Annotated in this window: 17 protein-coding genes; 9 read left to right on the forward strand and 8 right to left on the reverse strand. The window is 59.6% G+C overall.

Features of this window, described 5'->3' with window-relative positions:
- The first annotated feature begins 1 nt into the window (after position 1).
- From ACTG1P_RS01520 to ACTG1P_RS01530, 3 genes are all read left to right on the forward strand, one after another.
- On the forward strand, positions 2–670 hold the full coding sequence (locus ACTG1P_RS01520) for a tyrosine-protein kinase family protein (RefSeq protein ID WP_005360129.1): 669 nt from the start codon (positions 2–4) through the stop codon (positions 668–670).
- Between the two features lie 23 nt (positions 671–693).
- Positions 694–2184 carry a SpoIIE family protein phosphatase gene (locus ACTG1P_RS01525; protein WP_440000278.1) on the forward strand — a complete coding sequence of 497 codons (1491 nt, stop codon included), beginning with the start codon at positions 694–696 and terminating at the stop codon, positions 2182–2184.
- Positions 2185–2264: 80 nt separating this feature from the next.
- Positions 2265–3266, forward strand: a complete 1002-nt coding sequence (locus ACTG1P_RS01530; RefSeq protein ID WP_440000279.1) for a glycosyltransferase family 4 protein — start codon at positions 2265–2267, stop codon at positions 3264–3266.
- A 285-nt stretch (positions 3267–3551) separates the two neighbouring features.
- Here ACTG1P_RS01530 and ACTG1P_RS01535 read toward each other — a convergent pair whose 3' ends face one another.
- From ACTG1P_RS01535 to ACTG1P_RS01545, 3 genes are read right to left on the reverse strand one after another with little or no spacing between them, the layout of a single operon-like run.
- Positions 3552–4187, reverse strand: coding sequence for a sugar transferase (locus ACTG1P_RS01535; RefSeq protein WP_005333398.1), 636 nt, complete (start codon positions 4185–4187; stop codon positions 3552–3554).
- Positions 4184–5374: a glycosyltransferase family 2 protein gene (locus ACTG1P_RS01540; protein ID WP_440000280.1), complete on the reverse strand. Its 1191-nt coding sequence runs from the start codon at positions 5372–5374 to the stop codon at positions 4184–4186. The genes ACTG1P_RS01535 and ACTG1P_RS01540 overlap by 4 nt, the downstream gene beginning before the upstream one ends.
- A gap of 31 nt (positions 5375–5405) precedes the next feature.
- Positions 5406–6569, reverse strand: a complete 1164-nt coding sequence (locus tag ACTG1P_RS01545) for a glycosyltransferase (protein ID WP_440000281.1) — start codon at positions 6567–6569, stop codon at positions 5406–5408.
- A 157-nt stretch (positions 6570–6726) separates the two neighbouring features.
- Between ACTG1P_RS01545 and ACTG1P_RS01550 the strand changes: the two genes are divergently transcribed.
- The 4 genes from ACTG1P_RS01550 (at position 6727) to ACTG1P_RS01565 (ending at position 10522) form a co-directional block, all read left to right on the forward strand.
- Positions 6727–8142, forward strand: coding sequence for a GumC family protein (locus tag ACTG1P_RS01550; RefSeq protein ID WP_440000282.1), 1416 nt, complete (start codon positions 6727–6729; stop codon positions 8140–8142).
- A gap of 335 nt (positions 8143–8477) precedes the next feature.
- The gene (locus ACTG1P_RS01555) at positions 8478–9116 is read left to right on the forward strand and encodes a hypothetical protein (protein WP_440000283.1); all 639 of its coding nucleotides are present in this window, start codon (positions 8478–8480) and stop codon (positions 9114–9116) included.
- Positions 9117–9271: 155 nt separating this feature from the next.
- A complete protein-coding gene (locus ACTG1P_RS01560) occupies positions 9272–9610 on the forward strand; it encodes a hypothetical protein (RefSeq protein WP_440000284.1) in 339 nt (112 codons plus the stop codon).
- 288 nt (positions 9611–9898) lie between these two features.
- Positions 9899–10522, forward strand: coding sequence for a DUF6988 family protein (locus ACTG1P_RS01565; RefSeq protein ID WP_162517596.1), 624 nt, complete (start codon positions 9899–9901; stop codon positions 10520–10522).
- Between the two features lie 169 nt (positions 10523–10691).
- On the opposite strand, the gene ACTG1P_RS01570 is transcribed toward ACTG1P_RS01565, so the two are convergent.
- Entirely contained in the window at positions 10692–11537 is an 846-nt protein-coding gene (locus ACTG1P_RS01570; RefSeq protein WP_440000285.1) for a DUF1194 domain-containing protein, read from the reverse strand.
- A gap of 167 nt (positions 11538–11704) precedes the next feature.
- On the opposite strand from ACTG1P_RS01570, the gene ACTG1P_RS01575 reads away from it, so the two are divergent.
- Positions 11705–12472, forward strand: coding sequence for an archaeosortase/exosortase family protein (locus ACTG1P_RS01575; protein WP_440000286.1), 768 nt, complete (start codon positions 11705–11707; stop codon positions 12470–12472).
- Positions 12459–12905 carry a hypothetical protein gene (locus ACTG1P_RS01580; RefSeq protein WP_440000287.1) on the forward strand — a complete coding sequence of 149 codons (447 nt, stop codon included), beginning with the start codon at positions 12459–12461 and terminating at the stop codon, positions 12903–12905. The genes ACTG1P_RS01575 and ACTG1P_RS01580 overlap by 14 nt, the downstream gene beginning before the upstream one ends.
- Here ACTG1P_RS01580 and ACTG1P_RS01585 read toward each other — a convergent pair.
- Genes ACTG1P_RS01585 through ACTG1P_RS01600 form a run of 4 tightly spaced genes read right to left on the reverse strand, consistent with a single transcriptional unit; the run spans position 12883 to position 17889 of the window.
- Entirely contained in the window at positions 12883–13359 is a 477-nt protein-coding gene (locus ACTG1P_RS01585) for a hypothetical protein (RefSeq protein ID WP_440000288.1), read from the reverse strand. The two genes, ACTG1P_RS01580 and ACTG1P_RS01585, sit on opposite strands and share 23 nt — an antisense overlap.
- An 11-nt stretch (positions 13360–13370) precedes the next feature.
- Positions 13371–15941 carry a hypothetical protein gene (locus ACTG1P_RS01590; protein WP_440000289.1) on the reverse strand — a complete coding sequence of 857 codons (2571 nt, stop codon included), beginning with the start codon at positions 15939–15941 and terminating at the stop codon, positions 13371–13373.
- The gene (locus tag ACTG1P_RS01595) at positions 15938–17137 is read right to left on the reverse strand and encodes a glycosyltransferase (protein ID WP_440000290.1); all 1200 of its coding nucleotides are present in this window, start codon (positions 17135–17137) and stop codon (positions 15938–15940) included. Before ACTG1P_RS01595 ends, ACTG1P_RS01590 begins: the two co-directional genes overlap by 4 nt.
- The gene (locus ACTG1P_RS01600; protein ID WP_157160895.1) at positions 17134–17889 is read right to left on the reverse strand and encodes an acyltransferase; all 756 of its coding nucleotides are present in this window, start codon (positions 17887–17889) and stop codon (positions 17134–17136) included. The genes ACTG1P_RS01595 and ACTG1P_RS01600 overlap by 4 nt, the downstream gene beginning before the upstream one ends.
- Positions 17890–17965 lie beyond the last annotated feature (76 nt).

Consider the following 17965-nt stretch of genomic DNA (forward strand, 5'->3'; position numbering starts at 1 on the left):
TATGAGCATCCCCATTCAATATCTGGAGCTCGAATCCCTCTATGCGGCGACGGTCGCCCGGGGGATCCGCTCGCTGGCGGTCACCTCGTCAGAAGGGGGAGAGGGGGTGAGCTCCATCTGCGATGCGCTGGCAAGGCGCTCGGAGGCGGATGGGCTGCGCACCCTGCTGGTGGATCTCAATCTCTATCACCCCGGCCGCGCCACGGCGGTTGCCTGGGGGCCCAATGATGTGCCCGAGCCTGTGGCCACTGGTCGGTCGTTGTCGCTGCTCCCGGCGCCGGGCAAGGATCTGATGGCTTTTCGCAACAAGGATACCTTGCGCCAGCTGCTGGTTCGCTGGCTCGAACATTACGATGTGGTGATCTTCGATACCTCGCCGCTCACCGCTCTCAATCGGGGCAATATTCCGGCCGATCAGGTGTGTGGGGCCTGTGAAGGGGCGCTGCTGGTGGTACTGGCGGGGGTGACCCCGACGACCGTGGTACAAAGTGCGGTGGATAAACTGACTCGTGCCGAGGCCAATCTGATTGGCGCTGTCTATAACGACAAACTCAACCCGGGGCTGGCCAGCGAGATCCTGCGCGAGCTCAACCGGCTGCCCAGCAATCGGGTGACCGAATGGCTCAAGCGCTGGTGTCGGCGCAGTGCCTTGCTCAATTTCCGGATCTGATCGCCCGCTGATGGAGGCCCGATATGGATGACTGGTTGCGATCTGCTCCGGCAACCCTGCAGGCGGTGCGCGAACTGCGCAACCGGCTGGCGCAGGGACTCTCCCTGTTTCAGGTCTCCCCAAAGGATCAAGCCAACTGGCTGCTCTGTTTCAGTGAGCTGGCCACCAATAGCGTCAAACACACAGCGCCTCCCGCGACCCGGCTCTGGCTCACGCTGAAAGAGGATGAAACGGGCTTGAGTCTGATACTGGAGGATGATGGCGGCCCGCAACCCGGTCTTGCCAGTGCGCCGTTACCCGATGAGCTGCAGGAGGGGGGATACGGGCTGGCGCTGGTGCACCAGCTGTTTGCCGAGGTGCACTTCTCTCGCGACGGTGAGCGCAATCGCGTGACCCTTCGCCAGCAGGGCCCAGTCAACCAACTGCCGGTGATCGCGGTGATCGATGATGACAAGGTGATGCGTGCCCTGCTCACCGCCTATCTCCATGAGCACTACCGGGTTGAAAGTTATGCCGACTCCCATGCCGCCCTGCTGGCGCTCGGGAAGCAGCCCCCCGCGCTGGTGCTCTCCGATATCGAGATGGAGGGGATCGATGGCTTTGGGCTGCGCCAGCAGTTGATGAAGGATCCCAAGATGAAGGGGGTGCCCTTTATCTTCCTGACCGGTCATCAGGATCAGTGGACCCAGAGTCGGGCGGGGGCGCTGGGGATCGATGACTTTCTGGTCAAGCCCATCACCAAGCAGGACCTGTTGCTGGCGGTTTCGCGGGTGCTGCAACGCTCGCAGCAGCTCAAGTCGCAATGGGGCGAACAGCTGGATCAGCGCATGACCTCAGCGCTGCGCCCGTTATTGCCCGCCACCTCCATAGGGGGATACCAGCTGGCGCTGCAAACCCGCGCGGCTACTGTGGGGGGCGGGGATTTTCTGCTGGTCAAGGATCGGGTGCTGTGGCTCGGGGATGTGATGGGCCACGACGCGGAAGCCAAGTTCTTCGCCCATGCCTATGCCGGTTATCTGCGCGGTTTGCTGACCGCCCACGATCTGGAGCGTGCCCCCGCCCGTTTGCTGACCATCTTGTCCAATGCGGTTCACAGTGATCCGCTCCTTGGGGCTACCCTGCTCACCACCCTCTGCATTGAACTCGGCAACGAGGGGCGGGTGCAGTGGGCCAGCGCGGGCCACCCGGCGCCCTGGCTGGTTGGGCCCGGTACCATCCGTCAGGTCGGCGTGACCGGCCCCTTGCCCGGTTTGCGCCCGGATCCCCACTTCGTGACCAATGAGCGTCAGCTCAAGCCCGGCGAGATCCTGCTGTTCTGGACCGACGGCCTGCTCGATAGCCATGACGCAGAAGAGCGCCAGCGCTGGGAGGCGCAGCTCAAGGCGATCTGCCTGACTTCGGGGCCCGGTCTTGAGCAACTGGCTCATCGCATCGCCCGCTGGTTTGATGAACGCATCAATGATGCCGCCCTCGATGACATGACCCTCCTGCTGGTCGCCTGTCCCGGCGCCTGATCCTGCCCCTCTTTGCCTGACTGGCCCGCTCTATGCAGCGCCTCATTTCAGGTGGCATGGAGCCACGGGAGGAGGGCCTTATGTTACCCATGCAGCAGATATGGCTGGCCATCGATGCGCGTCAGGTCGGTGGAATAGAAGTTCACATTATCCATCTCGCCAACGATCTGCTGGCCAGAGGATTTCGCCCCACCATAGTGCTGGTGAGCAACCACGGCATGACCCCCTTTACGACCCTGCTCAAACAACAGGGCTTGCCCTACGAGGTGTGCCAAAACAGCCGCGATTTTATGCGCCGTCTGGCCCGCCAGCCTGCTTCTGTGCTGATCCATACCCACGGCTACAAGGCCGGGGTGCTGGGGCGGCTGACAGCCTGGTTCACCGGTAAATCGGTGGTCTCGACTTTTCACAGTGGGGATGACGGGGAGGGGTTGCTGAAGTTTTACAGCTGGCTGGATCGCACTACAGCGCGTTTTGCGAAGTGTATTGCAGTAAGCGAGCCCATCGCTCGCAAATTGCCTGTGCCAAGCACGGTGATCAGCAACTTTGTCCCCATGCCTGTGACGCCGGCATCGGTAACTGGCAACCGGATCGCCTTTGTCGGCCGCCTCTCGCCGGAAAAGGGGCCGGAGGCATTCTGCCAGCTGGCCGCCTTCTGCCCGGACGGAGCGCTTCATCTCTACGGGGATGGCCCCATGAAAAGCGCTTTGTTGCAGCAGTATGGTGATCGCGTCCAGCTTCATGGTTTCAAGAACATGGCCAATGAGTGGCACAACATCGACCTGCTCTGCATCACCTCCCGCTTTGAAGGGTTGCCGCTGGTGGCTCTGGAGGCGATGGCTCACGGCATACCGGTCTGTACCTTTGCGGTGGGGGGCCTGGTCAATCTGATCGACCACAAATCCAATGGCTGGCTGGTAGAGCCCGGCCATGTGCGGGATATGGCGGAGCTGGTCAACTACTGGCTGCGCAGCGATGGGGTGGTGCGCAGCAAAATGAGTCAGGCGGCGCGCAACACCATCGCCCGCGGGTACAGCGTCAACAACAGAGTGACCGATATTCTGGCCGTCTACAGCGCCTGAATCACGGAGAAACCTGTCAAAACGAGTGGCCGCTGGCCACTCGTTTTTTTATGTGCCGGTGTTATGGGGTGCAGGGGGCGGATTGCTTCTGTGATCACGCAACGCTCGGGTTTCTGCGGTTGGTCAAGCAGACCTCACTGCCTGCGGATGGATTGTCCAGATGATGGCGATCAGATCGCTGACTTCTCAATGATCACCGCGGACGTGCCACAAAGATGCGCCATAAAAAAGCCATTGCAATGGCAATGGCCTGATGGTCTCGAGGTGTGGCTGAGATTGGCGGGATTAGCGCCCCTTCTTGCCAACCATGATGGCAATCGTCTTGCCGATGATATGCACATCCTGCACCAGCCAGCGCCAGGGGTGGAGCAGGGCAACCGAGTAGGCCAGGTCGAACGCCAGCTTGCTGCGCACATCATCCAGCGACTCGTCGTAACCCTGATTGACCTGTGCCAGACCGGTAATGCCGGGGGCCACTTCATAGGTGCGTTCGATAAAGTACGGCACCGCATCTTCCAGCCGGTTGGCGATCCCGGGTCGCTCCGGGCGGGGGCCTATCAGCGACATTTCCCCCTTGAGCACATTGATAAACTGCGGCAGCTCATCAAGCCGGGTTTTGCGCAGAAAGTCGCCGCTGCGGGTGATCCGGCTGTCCCCCTTGCCACACCAGACCGGCCCGGTGGCCGCCTCGGCGTCGGCGCGCATGGTGCGAAACTTGATCATGAAAAAGAGCTCGGTATGGGTGGCGTGGCTGCGCCCGATCCGCAGCTGACGAAAGAACACAGGACCCGGGCTATCGAGCCGGATGGCCAGCATGATCAGCGGCCACAGTGGCAGCGTCAGCAGCAGGCCAAGAGTGGCACCGAGCAGATCCATGCTGCGTTTGACCACCAGGGTCAATCTTGGAATGGGGTGTGTCATACGGCTTTCTCCTGTGACATGAAGCGAATGGGGGCGCGCAGGCAGTAGCGCAGGGTGCCCATGCCGTTGTACCAGTGTCCGAGCACCAGATAGTGGATCTTGCGAAACAGATTGGGCCAGGGGTGCACAGGGGTCAGCTGGATCAGGATGACCAGCAGATACCCCAGCAGTTGCAGTCCCAGCAGCAGCTGAAACAGCAGAGATTGGGTGGCCAGCGGGATGGCGCAGAGCCACAGCAGGGTCAGGCAGAGCGGCATCAACACACGCAGCCCCTTGCCACTGGCAAAGTTGAAGGCAACCCAGCCGAATTTGGGGTGCAGCAGGGGCAGTAACCGCAGCAGCTGCTGGGTGTTGCCAGCGCCGATCCGCTTGCGCCGTGTCGCCTCCAGCGCGGCATCGGAAACTTCCAGCTCCAGTGCGGCGCAGCGATTGTCATAGACGGCGCGATACCCCTTGGCGATGGCCTGCATCGGCAGGATGAAATCGTCGTTGATGGTATCGGCGGCCAGCGGGGTGAGGCACTCCCGGCGCATCATGTAAAAGGCCCCGTGGGCCCCCAGCATGCCGCCAAGGGCCGATTCGCAGAGCTTGATCTGGCTTTGATAGTGCCAGTAACTCTCCTCGCCCTGTGAGCCCGGTTGCCAGAACCGATATGCTTCCCCGACCACCCCTACTTTGGGGTCGGCAAAATGGGCGACTGCCAGCAGCAGGCTGTCGATGGGCAGCAGGGCCGAGACATCGGTGAGGGCCACCAGATCGCTGTGCACCCGCGTCATGGCCTCGTTGAGCACGGCGACCTTGCCGCGATTGCGGGGGTGATCAAACAGCCTGATCTGCAACTGCTGCAGGGCGGGATCACCGAGCTGGCTTAGCGCAATGGGGTAGCTGTTGTCGCTGCAACCGTCGAAATGCACATGCACCCACAGCTTGTCGGCGGGGTAATCGAGGCTGGCGAGGTTTTGCAGCTTGGCCGCGATGGTCGCCGCCTCGTTATAAACCGGCATCAGCAGGGTGATGGTCGGCAGCGCCTCATCGGCGGCTGTTTTGAATCCCCGATCCAGTGGGCGGGGCGGATTGGCTATCTTGCGCGCCTGCCGACCACCGAATTTGAGCAGCAGGGGATAGCCGACATGGTGGTAGACCACCAGTACAGCGCACAGCCAGAACACGATCATGATCCATTCCATGGGATGCTCCTCTGGTCATCGGGTCGCTTGATCAGCGGCTGTAAAGCTGCTGATAGGCCTGAGCCATCCGGCTCAAGCTGCTTTGCTGGCACACAAACTCTCGGGTGACGGCACGCAGGCTATGGCACTGCAGCAACCCTTGTGCCAGAAGCTGGGCAAGGCGGCCAGGATCCCGCTCCGACAGGATATGGCCGCTGGCCTGACAGACGATCTCTCTGGCCGCCCCCACATCGCTCATCACCACCGGCACCCCGCAGGCCTGCGCTTCCAGCACGCAGAGCGGCATCCCTTCCGCCAGCGAGGGAAGGCAGAAGAGATCCAGCCCCTGATAGAAGCGCGGCATGTTTTCGACCAGCCCCAGAAAATGGACCCGATGGGCGATCCCCAGCTGCTGACACTGTTGTTGCAACGCATTTTGCAAACTGCCGACCCCAGCCAACGCAAGATGCACCTCGTCCGGCAGGGAGCGGATCGCCTCCAGCAGCAAGGTGTGCCCCTTGACCGACTCAAGGCGGGCGGCGCAGCCAATCAATTTGACCCCTTGCGGCAATCCCATCTGCTGACGGGCGAGGGCTACGGCGCCCGGGGCAAAACGCTGCTCATCGATGCCGTTGGGGATCACGGTTGGCGACAGCTGGCCCAGCTTGGCCAGCAGCTGGTTGGCCACCGGCGTGGCATCGGCCACCAGAATGGGTTTGAAGGCGCGCAGCCCCCACAGGGCCAGCGTGCGCTGATGGGGATCATCGAGATACCAGGCATCGTGCTCTGTGTGGATCAGGGTGGGCACCCGGGCCAGCCGACTGGCGAGGCCGCCATAGAGCATGGGCCCCAGATGGTGGGTATGTACCGCGATGGGCTTGAGTTGGCGCAGCAGTCGGGTGAGCCGCCAGAGGGTTGCCAGCGACCAGCCTGCGGGCTTTTCCAGACAGTGAATGTGGTCCGCGAAGGGATGCAGGGCGGGCCATGCCCTTAGCACATCCCCTTTGCGCCCTTCGAGGGAGATGATATGCACCGGCTGATCGGCCGGGCTCGCCTGCGTGAGGTTGAGCACCATGGTCTCCAGCCCGCCGGGCTGCAGGTGCTGCACGATTTGTACGACAGGTTGCAGAACAGGTTGAACAACAGGTTGCACGACGGGCTGGGCGCTGGCGCTCCCGCGGGGATGGGGTTTGTGCGACGGGGTTGATGACAACATGGTTCGCGCTCCGGCAAGGGAAGGGGTAACACCCCGGATAGCGGGAGAATGCGAATCTTGTACCACTCTTGCGATCTGCCCACAGAGGCGATCAGCTCCTCTGGTGGCACTGCCTTTGCATCGTGCGGGGGGAGGGCCTTTCTCAGGGAGTGATGCCATGCCTGTCCAGTTCTATTACAACCTCTACATCATTCTCTTTGCCGCCTGGCGTCGTCGCTATCTGCTGGTGATCCCGGTGCTGGTGATGCCGCTGGTGGGCGTGACGGTCGGCCTGCTCACCCCCAAGGAGTATGAGAGCCGCACCACCTTTATGGTGCCGCAAGATGCCAACCAGACCCCGACCCTCAAGGATCTGATCACCCAGGAGAGTCTCAAGGATCGCTTTGCGGTGCTCGAAGCCCTGCTGCGCAGCCGTTATGTGCTGGACGGGGTGGCGCGGGATCGCGGTCTGGTCAATGACGAGACCCCGCCAGCCCAGCGCGATGCCATCATGGACTGGCTCTCGAGTGCCGTCTCGCTGCGGCTAATCGGCGATGAGGTGATCGAGATAAAGGTCAAAGCGGATTCGGCGGCCAACAGCGCCGGGCTGCTCGAAGCCATTTCGCGGCGCTTTTTCTTCAATCTGCTCAGCAAGGGGCGCCAGTCGGCGGAATCGTCCGAACGTTTCCTGCAAAGCCAGCTCGACAGCCGCCGTAGCGAACTGCAAGGGGCCGAGCAGCTGCTCGCCGACTTTAAACGGGAGCATGCCAGCGCCTTGCCCCAGCAGCAGAGTACCAACGTCGCCCGTCTCTATGGTTTGCAGGAGCGTTATGCCGAGAGCCTGATCACCTTGCAGCAGGCCAAGGCCCGGGTAGATCAGCTATCACTGGGGCAAGAGAGCCAGCTGGCCCGCCAACTGGATGAGAAGCTGCAACTGATGCGCACCGAGCTGGTGTTGCTGCGAGCCCGCTACAGCGACGAGCACAGCAAGGTGCAGAGTCTGCGCTATCAGATTGACCAGTTGCAGCAGGAGTTTGAGCAGCTCAAATCCCAGCCGGATATGGCCCGCGGGCCCGAGTGGCAGCTGGCCCAGACGCAGTTGACGGAGGCGGAGCAAAACGCCGCCGGCCTGAAGAACCAGCTGGATGGGCTGGACAAGGTGGTCGATTCCCAGGGGGATACCGAACGCCAACTCGCCGAGCTGGAGCGGGATCTGGCGGTCAAACGCACCCTCTATCAGGATTTGCTGCTGCGCTATGAGAAGGCCAAGGTGACTGGCGATCTGGGCAACTTCGAGCAGGGGGAGCGGATCAAGGTGATCGACAAACCCTTCGCCCCCAGCAAGCCGAGCAACTACCCGCTCTGGCTGTTTTTGCTGGCGGGCATTGTTGGCGGGCTGGGGCTGGGCTGCGGTCTGGCACTGGTGGCCGAACTGGCGGATGCCAGCCTGCGCCGCTCCGATCAGCTGGCCGCCCTGGTCAAGGCGCCGGTGCTAAGCCGCATTCCCTACTGCGAGCCGGTGCCGGACTATCCATCCCATAGTGATCATGCGCTCGATGGGCAGGTGCTGCCCATGTCACCAGAGCCGGGGTGATTGCCGTAAAAGCGGGCTATCAGCCGGAATCTGAATATTTCTGAAAAGGCCTTGTGATAAGGCCTTTTTTATATTGTACGGATGGCGGAGTAAACATCGCGGCAGGCCGATAAAAGAGGAGATAGGCTTCATTTTCTGTTTACGTTTCTTGACGGTGGTTTTATCAAGTGATACACCTGGAGCAGGTGTGAAATGTTATTAATTAATTTTAAAGTAATTTGTTTTGGTGACGAGTGGCAGGGCGGAGTTAGGTGGAAGGCGCTATTAATGAGCCAGTAACGCTGAATATTTAATTGCTGTTATACCAATTTTTTATTTTTGGAATGGTATGGAAAATGAACAAGCATGTCGAGATTATGTTCGTGGTTGTAATATTTGTTCTGATTTTGCTTCCAGTGATATCCTATATTTATGTATTTGGACTTGGCTTCTGGAGCACATCAACAGAGTGGGCAGAGCTTGGTGGATTCTTTGGTGGGGTGCTAGGCCCAATATTAAGTTTTATTAGTATTCTTATACTCTGGTTATCTTTTAAACAAAGTGCTAATGATAGCTTGAGTCAGGTTAATGCCTTGGAAAATCAGGTGAAGTATATAGCATTAACTAGTTTTGACAGTACATTCTATTCAGCGTTAAAACTTATATCCGTGCAGTCACAAAAAAAATCTGACGTTAAAGCTACGGGTTTTGAAGCTTATGGTGAGGAGCTGACCCGCATACTTAGTGTTGTTAATAAAGACGATAGAAACAAGAATAGCGTCAATCTTTGGAGGGATGCTAATTGTTATTTTGAAACTATATTTCAAGTTGTTGAATTAGTTGAGCGAAGTGAACTAGCATTTAATCTTGGCTTCAAATATAGAAGGCTGCTTTTATCGCAACTAACTAAGGATGAACTTTTTTGGTCAATAGCTATTATTGAAGATTGTCTAGATGAACCAAGAAAAATGGTTTTACTGCGTTGGTTGAAATAGTTTTTTATAAAAAAGCATTCAAGAGGAGTTCATGCCGCGTGGTACTGTTGGTATAGGTGAGTTTTGTTGGTGAAAATGGTCGGCTGGGCGTAAGTTTAGGCAGCACTCATTCCTTTACGCAGCGTTAGACATTCACCACGAAAAAGGAAGGAAATATGAGTAAAATTAAATTCAGAGATGACATAGACGAAATTATCAATGATATTAACTTTTCTCTTAAAAAGACTGCAATTGCTAGAGCAAGCATAGAGAGTCAATGGGAAAGAGGTAACGGTTCTATAGTTCGTGTAGATGCTAAAGATATAGCCACACTCTCTATAAATCTTCATGATGGCTTCTATGGTGTTGGTTGTGATGGTACTAAATCTGGAATAAATGACTTTTTAGCTTTAAACCTCCAGCTGCATCGGCATAATTCACAAAACATACGCTATCGTTGTACTTTGACTCAGCTTAAATTGGTTATAAGGCATTATGCGTCCACAAGTGCCTGACAAACGCCTCAAGAGAGACTGTCAACGCGTGGCGTTTCCAGAGTTCGTAGATTCGATTAGCCGGTGGGCGTAATCGGATGCTCGCGATGAAACTCCACGTCAATGTGGCAATAATGTTACAGCCGGTGCCAGTTCGAGAGTGAGTTTGTTGGGGGCGGAGGAGAAGTGGCAAGATGGGATATTTTGGGCGAGTTAAAGATAAATATTTAAGAAAGGCCGCGAACGTCCGATTACGCTTCGCTAATCGAACCTACTGCCCTTAAAAAATCGTAATGAGGAGAGACTATATTGATAAATCATCTGTTGTCACGCTCTGCTGAACTTGAAAGAAACTTACTGGAGTTTTTAGTACTACCTCCCTTCGACGATTCACAAAGAATCATGGTGAGCAGAGTCATGTGTAGTATTGCTTTCGAGCATGCCGAAAGTGCCAAAATGCTTATATCAGCAGGTAATCTAACCTCGGCTACGGGGCTTGTTCGTCTTCAATATGAGGCACTGGTTCGGGCAATGTGGCTGCTCTACGCTGCAACCGATACAGATGTTTTAAAGTTAACCAGCGAGCTGACGCAGGAGACGGCAAATAAGGCAAATAAGCTTCCTATGCTCAGCGAAATGTTAGAAAAACTACAAGGAAAGTCCCCTCAAGAACCGTTGGATATGTTGAGAGAATTCAAAGAGTATTCTTGGAAACCTCTTAGTTCGTTCATCCACGGTGGACTTCATGCAATTCACCGCCACAGTAAGGGTTATCCACTTCCTTTACTTGAACAGATGGTCAGAATATCCAACGGGGTGTCGTTAATGGTGGGCATGCTGTTAGTTATATTGCATGGTGGTGGTGAGCAGGTAGGTAAAATCCCACGTATTCAAAGAGAGTTTGCTGATTGTCTACCTGATACCAAGTTGTAAATTTCAATAAGAAGTGTCGTAAAGAGCCGCCAGCCCCATGTTTTAGTCGAGTAGCCTGCCTCAGCCCAATCATGAGCATAACTGTTGTATATGCTCAGCCACTTATCCTTGTTTCCAGATAAAAATCAGGGAGCCATGGCTCCCTAATCGCGACACACGGGGTGATAAATCAGCCGATGGCGGGTGCCAGTTGCCTGTTGGCGGGCTGCAGGCGTCCCTGATTACGGCGCTGATAGCGCCAGGCCAGCAGTAGCGGCATACCGAGCAGCAGCTGGGCGGCCAGCGGGATCTCCTCGATGGGGGCGGCCAGTGCACCTTCCGGAATAATCCCCCCCTCAATTTCAGCCGCCAGTTTGAGCTCCAGCGCATTGCCAAAGTCGGCGAAGGTGGTGGCATTGATAACAAACGCATCCTGACCACCTGCCACGTTCCCCACATACCACTCTTGCAGCACCCCATCGGCATAGTCCTGTCCGATGGTGATGCCGTTGATGGTGTCGATGCCGGAGGCGAGCAGTTGATCCCGCACGGTGGAGGTATCCAGCCCGTTGTTCTGGATACCGTCACCTGACACATCCATCACCTGGCGGGCGGCGGTGTAGTTGTTGGTATCAAACTGCTGGGCACCAAAGGCCATGGCCGAACCGGGGGCCGTCATCCCCGCATAGGGGCGCACCAGGTTGTCCAGCGTGGCGGCGAAGTTGTTGATGGAGGTCATGTCGTAGAGGTGGAACCAGTCGGTCATCAGACTTTGCTGGTTGCTGCTGCTCCACATTACCATCTGTACGGCGATGGACCCGAGTTTGCCGCCGCTGGTATCGAGGATGGCACTTTGTACATCCTGGTTATAAAAGGCGTCTACATACCCCTGTAACTGCAAATTGAATTCCGATGAACTGACGCTGCCCGACACATCCATCAGCAGTTGCAGTTCGGTATCGACTTCGGTCAAGGCGTATGCGGGGGAGGTTACCAACAGCATCCCCAGCAGCCCTGCCAACGGTTTGAGTTTCATTGCTCACTCCTTCTCCTTGGCGCTAGTGCCAGCAGGGGGAATGAATAAAGCGTGCCAGCTTTGTTGAATCATCCGACTTGGCTTGGTCCGGGTGAGATCGGGCAGGCATGGAACTTGCGAGAACTTGTGACAGCGGTCAAAAGCGCTGATAACCGGCAGGAGTTGCGATGGAGATCCGTCCCTGGCAGTGGGCACCCAACTGGCTGCTACTTGGTTTGGCCAATCAGTGGGGCATGGTATGGCTCAATATGGGTCACTTCAACCTGCTGGTGGTGTTGCTGATTGCTATCTGGTGGCAAATTGCATCGCGGGTTGCACCGAGCTGGCGCCCGCATCCACTGGTGCTCGCCCTCTTTATCCTGCTGATCCTGATCCCCAGTGCCAGTTGCAAGGCGCTGGCCTGTCTGCTGCTGGTGGCCTCGCTGTGGCGCCGTTGCCAGAGTGGCGATGAGCGGGCTGTGTTGCAGATTGTGCTCGCCTTTACCGTGGCGGTGTTGTGGGGGCAGCAGGTGTTTGCGTTGCTCTCCGGCCCTGTGTTGGCCCTTGATGCCTGGGGGGTGGGCCAGTGGTTGCAGCTGCTGGGTTGGGAGATCCACCTTGATGGCAACCGCATCGAGCGGTTGGGGGGCCATGCGCTGATCGTGCTCAAGGGGTGCTCTTCGTTTTCTCAACTCTATCTGGTGGTGCTCTCCTGGCTGGTCTCCTGCTGCTGGCTGGCGCCGGATCGCCCCCTCTACCGGCAGTGGCCCATGTTGCTGCTGGTTTGCCAGCTCTATATCGGGGCCAATCAGCTGCGGTTGGTGCTGATGAGCCTGGATCTGCGTTGGTACGGCTGGCTGCATACCGGCTCGCTGGCCCAGCTCTACCAGTGGGCCATTATGTTGTTGGTGATGACCATCCTCTTTATCCGGGGGCGCCGTGATGCATCTATCTAGGGGATATCTGTTGCTGTTGCTGGTGGTGCTGCTCAGTGCTGCCGCCATGGGCTGGCGTTATCAGAACCGGGCAGTTAACGAGGGAGCCAAGCCCATGCTGCTGGAGCTGGTCCAGCTGGGCTGGCGCTTGCGGGTGGCCACACCGGTACTGGGCGGCACCTATGTCAGCTATCAGCTGGCCCATCCCCGCTGTGACGGCCTGTTGCAGGCCATGCTGGTGGCGCCGGATCGGGAGGCGATGTCAGTGACGCTGGCGGGTGAAGGGATGAGTCAGGGGGTGATGTTTTTAGGTGAGCTGCACCAGAGCCCGCCGCTGCTCTCGTACCGTCTTACCCAGGGTTGGCGCAAGTTGTGGGGGCTGGCCCCTTATCCCCTCTATCGGGTGGCTTTGCCAACCTCTTGCCTCGGCCTTATTGCGCCGCCGCTGGGGTGACTGACCCCGGTTCACCGTTTGGCAGAATGCGGATCAGCAAGGTATTGGGGGCCAGCATGGGGTCATAGCGGGGCTCCAGTTCAATGGCGCGAGAGCCCAGCAAGCGGGTGAGTGCGGTCAGCCGCACGCTCGCTATCCGCGCACTCTCCAGCATGTCTGTTTGCAGCCCGGGGCCGCTTACCAGCGCAATCCGGGCCGGATCCTTGCGGCCTAAAAACTGATGCAACTGCTGCTCCTGATCCGCTGGCAGTTGTGTCTCCGCTTGCTGGTACTGCAGTTGCAGCTGGGGCTGTTCGGCCATTTGTTGTTCCCGCAACTGGTTGAGGATCGGCAGGGTCTCATTGACCGGCTCCTGACGGGCGCAACCGGTGAGGATCAGCAGCGGCAGCATAAGGGGCAACAGGAGGGGCAGGGCGCTGTCTTTTGCGGTGGAGCGGGGAATCTGGTTGGCCATACGCAGTCACTTCAGGAGGATGAGTTGGCACCAGTTTGCAATGTTTTCAATCCCTTGGCCAGTTGTTCAATCTCGCGGCGCCACTGGATCCAGGCGGCAGAGGGCAGTTGCTCTGCCACCTGCCAGCGGCTCGGCAGCTGATCCCGCAGACGCTCCAGCAGCAGGGCGGCCTCTACTTGATAGCGGGCCTCCTGCTCCAGCCAGGCGAGCCAGCGCAGATCCTCGATGGCTTGCTGCAACAGCAACAGATCGTGGGAGAGGCGGTGCGCCTCGCAGGCTTGCGGGCCGAGCAGCATAAAGTCGCTCTCCCGCCCGTCGGTGGGGTCATAAGGCAGGGCGGTGGGCATGCGGCCATGCCACTGCAAATAGCCCTCGGCGCCGCTCTGCCACAGATAGAACCCGGCGGCTCTCGGGGTGCCCAGATTGTAAAACCAGGGGGTGACCTTGTGCTGGCGCACCCGCGCCACATCGGCCTTGTCGGCGCCAAAGCCTGCGTTGATCAGGGCAATCTCCACCTCTGCCAGCAGACCAACCTGACCCGGATGATTGAAGTGGCCTGCGCGGATCACCGCCGGAACCCGCCGTTTCATCTCTCGCGCCAGGCTTGTAATGGCGGGCAGGGTGGCAAGATCCGGCTCATCAAACAGGCTCCATGCCAGCGGGGGCAAGCCGCTGGCGGTCAGCCCCTGTTGCCGCGTCTGCCACTGTTCAAGCTGGCTGACAGGGTCGCCCCCCCAGCGTTTGAGCGGGGTATAGGCCAGCAGGGGCGGCACAAAGCCGAGCCCGGCCGCCTCTCCCATGATCTCCCGCATCCCCGCTTCATCCTGTGGCAGGGCGGGCGAGAGGCCGCTGATCCCCAGCTTGGCGAGCCGCGCCAGATCGCAGCGACTGGCCGCGGCGATCTGCTCTTTTAACGCCTCGGGATTGGGGCTCAGCCAATTCAGATAAGGGGGCGCTTCGACATAGATGCCGACCGGCTTGCTGGCCGCGGGCAGAGTCAGCGGCAGCACCTCGATAGTCAGTGGCAGCTGCACCAGTTGCTGCTGGCTCAGCAGCTGAATATTGCCGAGATAGTGACCGGCAGGCGCATCGCGAGGGACGGTGATCTGCAGCACCAGACGCCGAGGTACGCCTGCCAGCAGGGTGAGCCCGGCGATCCCCTCGACCAGCTCCTGATCCGAAGGCGCCAGCAGGGTGCCGCTCGCCTGCGGGCGAACCAGATGCCACTTGCCGTAATAGGGGGTCAGCGCCAGCGGCGATCCTGCTTGCTCAGGGGGCTGGATCACCAGCAAGGGGGCCGGATCGTCGGTGGCGGCGTGGATGGCAAACTCCAGCAACAGCTGGCTGCCACGGGCGGCCAGCACCGGTTGCGCAGCCTGCTTCAACGCATCGGCCGCAGATAGCGGGGCGATCTGCAGGGTTGGGGCGATATCCGTAATCGGCGTGAGGCTCAGTTGCTGCGAAGCTGGGGCTGGGGCTGGGATTGGGGAATCGGGGGCCAGAGTCCACTTTTCCAAAAACAGCTGGCGCTGCTTGGTCAGCACGCTTGCGGTAGCGTCGGCCAGCCTCTGTGTATTAGCCTCGGCATGCATAACATGGCCTTTATCACCATTCGATGGGGCGACCTCGTCGGTGCTGGCCGGATAGGGGGCAAGCAGCAGCCCCGCCAGGTATTTGGCATCCGGTGAGTGACCTACCAGTGTGATAGTGAGCGGGCCGCCGGGGTGGTTCAGGGTGACATGGACCGGGCCGCCCTGTCGTGCCCCAAACAGTTGCCAGGGATCCGGGTTTGGCAGTGCCTCGCGAGATTGCCCCGCCAGATAGCACTGCGTTAGCCACTCCTGCGGTTGCCACTGCTCGGCCCAGATGGGCTCACCATTGACCAGCACGCTGCGCTCGAAGGGGTGGGGCAGATACTCCCACTCGCCGGGGTCATCGAGCCAGAGGGTGAGCTGGTAGCGCCCCTTGGCCAGCTCCAGCCGCACCCCGTCCAGATTGCGCAGCCCATCGCGCACAAGGGCATCGCCGGAGGGGCGCAAGATGGGGGTGGGGTGGCCAATCAGCCGGGGATCCCCCGGGCTCAGGGGCTCAAAGCCGGTAAAGCGGGGCGCGGCGGCCGCCCCCAGATCCAGCGCAATGGTGCCCTCAGGCAGAGTCAGACCAGGCTCCCAGTACCAGCGGTGAATGGTCATTGAGGGGGCGTTATCGGCCATAAAGAGATAGAGCTTGGTGAGTTTGTCCAGCGCCAGCGCTCTGGGTTGGCTGGTGCGCCACTCACTCAAGGCAAAGCGCTGGGTGAAGGGGCCGGGTGCGACAATCCGCTCCAGATTGACCCGGCTGCGGTAGTTGACCGAGGCCTCATCGTCGATACGCAGGATCAGGGTTTGTGGCCGGGCGCTGGGGTTATGGCCCTCGATCACCAGTTCATCATCGCTGCCTATTGGCCAGTTGTGGGTGCTCAGATCGAGCCGCTGGGGTGTCTGGTTACCTGTCATGGGCAGCGGGGTCTGCCCCTCCAGCCGGGTGGTGGCCATTGCTGCATGGCAGCAGAGCAGGATAACCAGCCAGAGCCCTCTGCTCATCCGGGCAGCCCCTTTAGCCAGTTGTTCAGCTCGGCAGCCTTGTGATCCCAGCTTTGCAGGGCCACCTGCTGCTGGCGAGTGTGGCGCCCTTCGCTGCGGGTGAGCCCCTCCCAGCCACTCTCCTGCAACCAGCCCGGATTGGATTGATCAAAGGCGGCCCGGTTGATGGCTTCGGCCAGGCTCTCCCCACTGCGGGGGAGCTGGATCTGATCCCGATAGCCATCGAGCGCCGGAAAGTCAGTGCTGACGATGGGTCGCCCTGCGGCCAGATATTCACGCAATTTCAACGGATTGCAGGCACGGATCTGGGCGTTGTCGACAAAGGGCAGCAAACTCACCTGCCAGTGCTGGGCATAGGCCGCCAGCGTGTTATGGGGACGGGGCCCCAGCAGATGGATATTGGGGAACCCCTTGAGGGGGGAGATATCGGTCTGGACCGGGCCAATCAGCACCAGATCCCAGTGGGGCAGGGCGGCGGCCGTCTCTGCCAGCAGGGGAATATCAATCCAGTCGCTCAGGCTGCCGTAAAATCCGGCAATCGGACGGCCGGAGGGGAGATCCGCCGGGCGCGCTCTGGGGGGCATAAACAGCTCGAGATCCACACCGTGGCTGAGCAGCCGGGTTTTATGGGGGGGAAAGCGGCTGGCCAGCGCGGGGCTGGCGGCCAGAATGAGATCGGCTTTTTCAACCAGTCTGGCCTCGCAGTGGGCGATGGCTTGATGATCCACCCCTGCCAGCGCCGAGAAGTCATCGCCGCAGTAGTAGATCACTGCCCGCTCTTCGAGCTTGCCAATCAGATCAACGGCGCTGGGCAGGGAGATCCAGAGCAAGGGACGATCCAGCTCGGGCAGCTGGCGCCGGATCTGCGCCGCCAGCCAGTGACCATTGATCTTGCCCGCCAGCCGACTGCCCGGCAGCGGCAAGGCGAGCGGCGGCAGTACCCGGGGGCTGCTGGCTTCGGATGGCGCAACCGACAGGCCGCCAGCCTGGCGCGCGCCGCTCAGCACCGCCCCCAGTTTGCGGACGATGCGGGTGAGATCATGAAGGGTAAAGCGGGGGCAACGCATGCCGATGGAGTTGACCCAGAGCACTTGATAATCGGGCAACAGACGCTTGATCAGGTGTTGGGTGCTGGAGGGGTGCTGCCCCCAATCCTCTCCCAATACCACCAGTTGCGGCAGTGAGTGTGGTTTCATGCAAAGGTCTCCGAAGCGTGTGCGGGGTCGCTGTGATCCTGTGGTTGCAAAGGGCGCAGTACTGTGGCCGGTACACCCGCTGCCAGCACACCTGCGGGCAGATCCCGGGTGACGACGCTGCCTGCGGCGACAATGGTGCCCGCGCCTATGGTGACACCGGCCATCACCATCACCCCGGTGCCAAGCCAGACATCCTGCTCCAGCACAATGGCCCCCACCTGTTCATCGCGATCCGGCAGGCCCCGGGCGCGATCGCGGGCATTTACCGGGTGCCCCGGGTAGCCCGCCAGAAAGGCACGGCCTGCAATTCTGACGTTATCCCCCAGTACTATCTTGCTGCCCACCGCCAAGGTGGTTTGCCAGCCAATCCCGACATTGCGGCCAATCACCAGCCTTGGTGTCTGGCTCGATGCCCGGCCGCTGATGGTCATGGCGGCGCTGAGGCGGCAGTCGGCACCGATCTCGATGGTGACCGGACCGCTGATATAGGGGATGCCGCCATAGAGGTAGAGGCGCGGGGCGGGGGCCGTGAGGCGAGATTGAAACAAGGGGGTCCACCAGAGGGTGCGGGTCAGGGTCGCCAGCGCGTTGCTGCCCAGCAGATAGAGCCGATAAAGCAGCCGGTGCAGGGGAGGGATCACTGGGCATGACCAGTGGCGGGCACTTTTGGCCAGTCGCCATACCCGGCGGGCCAGTGGCGTCTCCCCCTGTTTGGCCCAGCTTTTCATCCGGTGCAGGTTGATGGTGTTCATGGCGGCCTCTCCCTCTGGTGCAGTCCGTTGCTCGCTATGCAGAAAGCAGGGATCGGGCCAACAGGACGACCCCAGC

The organism is Aeromonas sp. 11P (genome assembly GCF_051920165.1).
GTDB classification, from domain to species: domain Bacteria; phylum Pseudomonadota; class Gammaproteobacteria; order Enterobacterales; family Aeromonadaceae; genus Aeromonas; species Aeromonas veronii.

What these genes read in the sequence shown, in the direction of transcription:
- ACTG1P_RS01575 (WP_440000286.1), top strand. Translation starts at nt 11,705, where the DNA reads ATGGAGATCCGTCCCTGGCAGTGGGCACCCAACTGGCTGCTACTTGGT.
- ACTG1P_RS01540 (WP_440000280.1), bottom strand. Translation starts at nt 5,374, where the DNA reads ATGGAATGGATCATGATCGTGTTCTGGCTGTGCGCTGTACTGGTGGTC.
- ACTG1P_RS01580 (WP_440000287.1), top strand. Translation starts at nt 12,459, where the DNA reads ATGCATCTATCTAGGGGATATCTGTTGCTGTTGCTGGTGGTGCTGCTC.
- ACTG1P_RS01600 (WP_157160895.1), bottom strand. Translation starts at nt 17,889, where the DNA reads ATGAACACCATCAACCTGCACCGGATGAAAAGCTGGGCCAAACAGGGG.
- ACTG1P_RS01590 (WP_440000289.1), bottom strand. Translation starts at nt 15,941, where the DNA reads ATGAGCAGAGGGCTCTGGCTGGTTATCCTGCTCTGCTGCCATGCAGCA.
- ACTG1P_RS01585 (WP_440000288.1), bottom strand. Translation starts at nt 13,359, where the DNA reads ATGGCCAACCAGATTCCCCGCTCCACCGCAAAAGACAGCGCCCTGCCC.
- ACTG1P_RS01555 (WP_440000283.1), top strand. Translation starts at nt 8,478, where the DNA reads ATGAACAAGCATGTCGAGATTATGTTCGTGGTTGTAATATTTGTTCTG.
- ACTG1P_RS01570 (WP_440000285.1), bottom strand. Translation starts at nt 11,537, where the DNA reads ATGAAACTCAAACCGTTGGCAGGGCTGCTGGGGATGCTGTTGGTAACC.
- ACTG1P_RS01530 (WP_440000279.1), top strand. Translation starts at nt 2,265, where the DNA reads ATGTTACCCATGCAGCAGATATGGCTGGCCATCGATGCGCGTCAGGTC.
- ACTG1P_RS01535 (WP_005333398.1), bottom strand. Translation starts at nt 4,187, where the DNA reads ATGACACACCCCATTCCAAGATTGACCCTGGTGGTCAAACGCAGCATG.
- ACTG1P_RS01560 (WP_440000284.1), top strand. Translation starts at nt 9,272, where the DNA reads ATGAGTAAAATTAAATTCAGAGATGACATAGACGAAATTATCAATGAT.
- ACTG1P_RS01525 (WP_440000278.1), top strand. Translation starts at nt 694, where the DNA reads ATGGATGACTGGTTGCGATCTGCTCCGGCAACCCTGCAGGCGGTGCGC.
- ACTG1P_RS01595 (WP_440000290.1), bottom strand. Translation starts at nt 17,137, where the DNA reads ATGAAACCACACTCACTGCCGCAACTGGTGGTATTGGGAGAGGATTGG.
- ACTG1P_RS01550 (WP_440000282.1), top strand. Translation starts at nt 6,727, where the DNA reads ATGCCTGTCCAGTTCTATTACAACCTCTACATCATTCTCTTTGCCGCC.
- ACTG1P_RS01520 (WP_005360129.1), top strand. Translation starts at nt 2, where the DNA reads ATGAGCATCCCCATTCAATATCTGGAGCTCGAATCCCTCTATGCGGCG.
- ACTG1P_RS01545 (WP_440000281.1), bottom strand. Translation starts at nt 6,569, where the DNA reads ATGTTGTCATCAACCCCGTCGCACAAACCCCATCCCCGCGGGAGCGCC.